General features: G+C 31.4%; 9 protein-coding genes. 4 read left to right on the top strand and 5 right to left on the bottom strand.

Annotated features, from left to right (window positions below):
- Positions 1–1,264, top strand: a 1,264-nt coding sequence (pckA, locus tag RMN92_RS05935; protein ID WP_309608548.1) for a phosphoenolpyruvate carboxykinase (ATP), incomplete at its 5' end; no start/stop codon positions are given.
- A gap of 54 nt (positions 1,265–1,318) precedes the next feature.
- Here pckA and rnpA read toward each other — a convergent pair.
- From rnpA to RMN92_RS05910, 5 genes are all read right to left on the bottom strand, one after another.
- Positions 1,319–1,726 carry a ribonuclease P protein component gene (gene rnpA, locus RMN92_RS05930; RefSeq protein WP_309608547.1) on the bottom strand — a complete coding sequence of 136 codons (408 nt, stop codon included), beginning with the start codon at positions 1,724–1,726 and terminating at the stop codon, positions 1,319–1,321.
- Positions 1,727–1,798: 72 nt separating this feature from the next.
- Complete coding sequence (locus tag RMN92_RS05925) at positions 1,799–2,119, bottom strand: hypothetical protein (protein ID WP_309608546.1); 321 nt, start codon at positions 2,117–2,119, stop codon at positions 1,799–1,801.
- A gap of 3 nt (positions 2,120–2,122) precedes the next feature.
- A complete protein-coding gene (locus RMN92_RS05920; RefSeq protein WP_309608545.1) occupies positions 2,123–2,587 on the bottom strand; it encodes a hypothetical protein in 465 nt (154 codons plus the stop codon).
- A gap of 216 nt (positions 2,588–2,803) precedes the next feature.
- On the bottom strand, positions 2,804–3,382 hold the full coding sequence (locus RMN92_RS05915) for a DUF3575 domain-containing protein (protein ID WP_309608544.1): 579 nt from the start codon (positions 3,380–3,382) through the stop codon (positions 2,804–2,806).
- A gap of 43 nt (positions 3,383–3,425) precedes the next feature.
- Entirely contained in the window at positions 3,426–4,016 is a 591-nt protein-coding gene (locus tag RMN92_RS05910; RefSeq protein WP_309608543.1) for a riboflavin synthase, read from the bottom strand.
- Positions 4,017–4,072: 56 nt separating this feature from the next.
- On the opposite strand from RMN92_RS05910, the gene pdxA reads away from it, so the two are divergent.
- The 3 genes from pdxA (at position 4,073) to rpmF (ending at position 5,948) form a co-directional block, all read left to right on the top strand.
- On the top strand, positions 4,073–5,122 hold the full coding sequence (gene pdxA, locus RMN92_RS05905) for a 4-hydroxythreonine-4-phosphate dehydrogenase PdxA (protein WP_309608542.1): 1,050 nt from the start codon (positions 4,073–4,075) through the stop codon (positions 5,120–5,122).
- 85 nt (positions 5,123–5,207) lie between these two features.
- Positions 5,208–5,744 carry a DUF177 domain-containing protein gene (locus tag RMN92_RS05900; RefSeq protein WP_309608541.1) on the top strand — a complete coding sequence of 179 codons (537 nt, stop codon included), beginning with the start codon at positions 5,208–5,210 and terminating at the stop codon, positions 5,742–5,744.
- 9 nt (positions 5,745–5,753) lie between these two features.
- A complete protein-coding gene (gene rpmF / locus RMN92_RS05895) occupies positions 5,754–5,948 on the top strand; it encodes a 50S ribosomal protein L32 (RefSeq protein WP_011964469.1) in 195 nt (64 codons plus the stop codon).
- Positions 5,949–6,000 lie beyond the last annotated feature (52 nt).

Genomic DNA, 6,000 nt, shown 5'->3' with positions numbered 1-6,000 from the left:
AGATACATTTTGTGGCGCTAACGAAAATTCTCGTCTAAAAGTTCGTTTGCTTGTTGAGGTAGCTTGGCAAGCACATTTTGTAAAAAATATGTTTATACGTCCTACTGATGCTGAATTAGCTGTTTACGGAGAGCCAGATTTTGTAGTAATGAATGGTTCTAAAACTGAATTTAAAGATTTTGCAGCACACGGATTAAATTCTGAAGTATATGTAGCTTTCAACTTAACCGAAAAAATCCAACTAATTGGAGGAACTTGGTACGGTGGAGAAATGAAAAAAGGGTTGTTCTCCATGATGAATTATTATTTACCTTTGCAAGGAATGGCTTCAATGCATTGTTCTGCCAACAAAGGTAAAAATGGCGATGTAGCAGTTTTCTTCGGATTGTCAGGTACAGGAAAAACTACATTATCTACAGATCCAAAACGTGAATTGATTGGCGATGATGAGCACGGTTGGGATAATGATGGTGTTTTTAATTTTGAAGGTGGTTGCTATGCAAAAACCATCGACTTAAGTCAAGCCAATGAACCAGATATTTTCAATGCCATTCGCAAAGATGCATTGCTAGAAAATGTAACAGTAGACGCCAACGGAAAAATAGATTTTAAAGATGGATCTGTGACTCAAAACACTAGAGTTTCCTACCCAATTAATCATATTGACAATATTGTAAGACCAGTTTCCAAAGCAGGTCATGCTACCAAAGTAATATTTCTGACTGCAGATGCTTTTGGAGTTTTGCCACCAGTTTCAAAATTGACTCCAGAGCAAACTAAATATTATTTCTTGTCTGGATTTACTGCTAAATTGGCAGGAACTGAAAGAGGTGTGAATGAGCCAACTCCAACATTTTCAGCTTGTTTTGGAAAAGCATTTTTATCGCTTCATCCAACAAAATATGGTGAAGAATTGGTTAAAAAAATGGAACAGCACAAAGCTACAGCTTACATGGTAAATACTGGCTGGAACGGAACTGGAAAACGTATTTCTATAAAAGATACGCGTGCTATAATTGATAGAATTTTAGATGGTTCTATGGAAAAAGCAGAAACTATAATGGTTCCTGTTTTTAATCTTGAAATTCCAACTACACTTGAAGGCGTGAATACTGATATTCTTGATCCAAGAAAAACTTATACAGAAGTGTCTGAATGGCAAACAAAAGCTGCAGATTTAGCCAATAAATTTGTTGCCAATTTTGTACAATACACAGACAATGAAGAAGGGAAAAACCTGATAAAAGCAGGTCCACAATTATAATTACGTTATTAATTCTAATTATTTAAAAGATTGTTCATTGAGCAATCTTTTTTTTTATTCTACAATTTCTGTTTTTTGACTTTCAATGAATTTTTCAAAAAGTTTGATTGTTTTTTCGTTTATTTCTTGATAAGATAGCTTGTCTTTGGTTTGGTAAAAAAACATAAAAGCGTAAGGTTTGCTCATATTATCAAGAAGCAAATGTTTATTTAAACGATAGGTTTCACGAAGTACACGTTTAAAATAATTTCTATCGACCGCTTTTTTGAAATACTTTTTTGAAACCGAAACTCCAATTTTTATGGATGAATTTGTACCATCAAAATATTTAAAATTTATAACATCAATAGGAATATAAACCAATCGCAATGGATATTTTGATACCGATTTTCCATCTGAAAAAAGGGAATCAATAATAATTTTGCTTTTTAATTTTTCGTTTTTTGGGTAAGTATGGCTCATTATTAAATTAATGAAGCAAATATACGAACAGAAATCCTAAAATTATAGGTTGATTTCAGTTTGTTGGATATTTTAAATTACCATAAAAACTGTTTTGATGATGGTTTGTATGATACTATTTTTTAAATTGTTGATTCTAATTTTGGAAATTCCTGCAGTTTGCAATGCTTTTAATGTCAATAAATCTTTTTGACTTTTTATCAACCATTCAAATTCATCTTTGGTAATAGATTGATCGGCAAGCAAAAGTGTCCATCGTGTGAGTTTGTCTTTGGATTGCTCCAAAAACAATGTGATTTCTTTTTGTAATTGAGGCTTGAACTCATTAAAATTTCCTTCTAAAAGACCGAAAAGTTGTGCTTTGAGTTCTTTTAATAATTTTTCTATATCCATGATTTACTTATTAAGGTTAATTAAATCTACCAGATTGTCTTTTGATTGTTTGTCTTTTTTTACTTCATATTGAATGAGTAAATCCAAAGCATCGGTGACTTGTTTTTTTGCTTCTTGAAGAAAAACCGGCGAAAAACTTCCTTTTTCTTCCCAACGTTTAAAAAATCCCGCCAATAAATTTTTCTCTTTATCGGATAAAATTTTCCACATGGCAAAAGTAATTTCATTGTTTGGTTTGTTTTTTTCATATTCAACCAGTTTGTCCACATCGAGCAATAGCTTTTCTACAGCTTCCTTATTATTTGAGAATGGTGTGGTGGCTTTATCCATAACATTTGAAGCTTCCACTTTTATAGCTGTAGTTTGCTGGTATGAATATTGATCAAACAAAGCCGTTTTCACAGATTGACAAGAAAAAATAATCAAAGAAGAAATTAGTATAAAATAAATTGATTTTAATGTTTTCATTTTTAGCTTTTTTCTATTAGGATTTATAAAGTTACAAATAACTATCTCAAAGAGTATTAATTAGATATTAAATTTTATTTTTTTTATTTAAGTCTTTTAAATTTATGATATAATCTTTTTGTTTGTAAAACCGATTATAAAGTACGATAGTCATCTATGGTATAAAAAAAATGCTTCCCATAAAACGAGAAGCATTTTTTACATATTTAAAGAACTTTAAAATCTATATCCAATAGACAATGCGCCTCTGCCTACTATTTTTGTGCCAACAGTGTTATTCTTCTCATTAAATAAATTTCGTCCAATACCTGCACTCAATTCAAAAACAACCCCTTTTCTGGTCATCCACTTACCTCCTAAACCAAAACCTAGCGCAAAATCAGAGATTTTTTCTCCTTTAATTACAGTTGAATTGAAATAACCATTGTTATAATTTGTGTAATAATAATCAGAATTCTTATACACATTATACATTCCAAAACCCTCAAAGAAAAATCCAGCAGCAGGTTTTTTTCCAAAATAAAATCTATAGTATGGAGTCAAACTAAAAGTCATATAATCATTCTCTGTGTCTGCCGTGGCCGTGGCAATAAACAAAGAAACTCCAGCGCCAGACTCTTCGTTCAAAACTCTTTCATAAGACAATTCAAAAACGCCACCTATAAGCGCAGCAGCATTTAATCTCATTTCATTTCTTTTGAAACTTGGAGTTTCAGCAGGATCAACTTGAACGGTTTCCTGACTGTAACCCACCATAAAAGTTGCGAAAGCTAATAATAGTAATAATTTTTTCATATCAATTTTTCGGCGAAGATAATGAATATTTTAGCTGAAAAATTTATAATTTCATTTCATGCAATCTTTTCACATACTTCCCAATCACATCAAATTCCAAATTTATTTTGGTTCCAATTTTGAAACTATGAAAATTTGTATGCTCGTAGGTATATGGAATTATGGCAACACTAAACTCATTTAATTTAGAATTCACAACCGTTAAGCTAACACCATTTACAGTAATTGAGCCTTTTTCAATGGTAATGTTATTCAAATTCTTATCATATTCAAAAGTAAAATACCAGCTCCCATTTGCTTCTTCAATATTTTTGCAAATAGCTGTTTGATCTATATGTCCTTGTACAATGTGTCCGTCCAGACGATCTCCTAATTTCATGGCGCGTTCTAGATTTACCACATCATTTACAATCCAACCAGATAAATTAGTTTTATCAATTGTTTCTTTAATGGCTGTAACAGTATAATTATCATTTTCTATAGCAATAACTGTCAAACAAACACCATTGTGCGCCACACTTTGGTCAATTTTAAGTTCATTTGTTATTGATGAATTTATAGTAATATGTAAATTATCGTTATCTTTTTGAAGTTCTTTGATGGTTCCGAGAGTTTCTATGATTCCTGTGAACATTGTAGTTTTATTTTTAGTAAATTTGCATCAAAATTAGCAATAAATATATTTACATAATGACAAAAAAAACAGAAAATATAATTGTAGGCATTTCTATTGGAGATTTAAACGGAATTGGGAGTGAAGTAATCCTAAAATCATTTGAAGATCCAAGAATGCTAGAAATTTGTACGCCAGTTATTTTTGCGAATGTAAAAATTCTTTCATTTCTAAAAAAAAGTCTCAACCTGCAAGCACAATTACATGGTATTGACAAAATGGATCAAATGGTCATCGGGAAAATAAATGTATTGAATGTTTGGAGAGAAATTGTGAATATAGAATATGGAAAACAAGATGACGCTATTGGCAATTATGCTGTAAAGTCATTTGTGGCAGCCACAAAAGCATTAAAAGAAAATAGTATTGATGTTTTAGTAACGGCTCCTATTAGCAAATCAAATATTCAATCTGAAGATTTCAAATTTCCTGGTCATACCGATTATTTAGACCAAGAACTAGAAGGAAATGCCTTAATGTTTATGGTGCAAGACAATTTAAGGGTTGGTTTACTTACAGACCATGTGCCTTTAAGCGAAGTGGCTAAACATTTAACCGAAGCTTTAATCCGTCAAAAAATAAAAACAATCAATCAATCTTTGATACAGGATTTTTCAATTAGAAAACCAAAAATTGCAGTGTTAGGTTTAAATCCACATTCTGGAGATAATGGCGTGATTGGCGATGAAGAAGATAAGATAATGAAGCCTACTTTAAAAAAAATATTTGAAGAAGGCACCTTAGTTTTTGGTCCGTTTTCTGCCGATGGTTTCTTTGGAAATAGTCAGTATGAAAAGTATGATGCCGTTGTGGCAACCTATCATGATCAAGGTTTAATTCCATTTAAAACTTTATCTTTTGGAAAAGGAGTCAATTATACCGCTGGTTTAAATAAAATCAGAACTTCCCCAGATCACGGAACCGCATTTGAAATAGCTGGCAAAGGAATAGCAGATCATAATTCCTTTTTAGAAGCCATTTACACGGCAATAGATATTTTTAAGTCAAGAAATGAGTACGAGGAAATAACTGCTAAGCCACTAAAAACAAAAGAAAAGCAGTTATAAACAAAAAAATGTTGATAAGGCTTTTGATTTTGCAAATTATTTATATCTTTGCACTCCCGAATAAAAGGGACAAATTGTTATCAAGATGAAAGTTACAAACGAATTTTTAATTCCTTTCGTAGGGTTAAAGCTAGGTAAACATCAGTTTGAATATCAAATTAATAAAAAGTTCTTTGAACACTTTGAGTATGACGAATTTGAAAGCGCCAACATCAAAGTAAAAGTAGTATTAGAAAAGAAAAACACAATGCTTGAATTAAATTTCAAACATTCTGGAACCATAAATGTTCCTTGCGATTTAACTGATGAAAATTTCGACATGCCGATTAAAGGCAATTTGAAATTAATAGTTAGGTTTGGAGAAGAATTCAATAATGACAATGAGGATTTACTCATATTGCCCATTGGAGAAAACCAAATAGACATTTCGCAATATGTTTATGAAATGATTGTATTATCGATACCACTTAAAAAAGTTCATCCAGGTATAAAAGATGGCACATTGCAATCTAAAGCGTTGGATAAATTGAACCAAATTAAAGTCAAAGACTCAATAGAAGTCAAAGAAGAAAATACCGACCCACGTTGGGATAAATTGAAAACATTATTAACGGATAAATAATTTTGCAAAATGGCACATCCAAAGAGAAAAATCTCGAAAACAAGAAGAGACAAACGAAGAACTCATTATAAAGCAACTGTAGCTCAAATAGCAACTTGCCCAATAACTGGCGAAGCACATTTATACCACAGAGCTTACTGGCACGAAGGTAAAATGTACTACAGAGGTCAAGTAGTTATTGATAAGCAAACAGCTGTTGCTTAATACATTTTTTGTATAAAAATCCAACTCTCACAGTGTGAGAGTTTTTTTGTTG

The sequence above is a fragment of the Flavobacterium sp. genome (assembly GCF_031363805.1).
In the GTDB taxonomy this organism is placed as follows: Bacteria; Bacteroidota; Bacteroidia; order Flavobacteriales; family Flavobacteriaceae; genus Flavobacterium.
The sequence above is the reverse complement of the archived record's forward strand: the minus strand, read 5'-3'. Positions and strand labels throughout refer to the sequence as shown.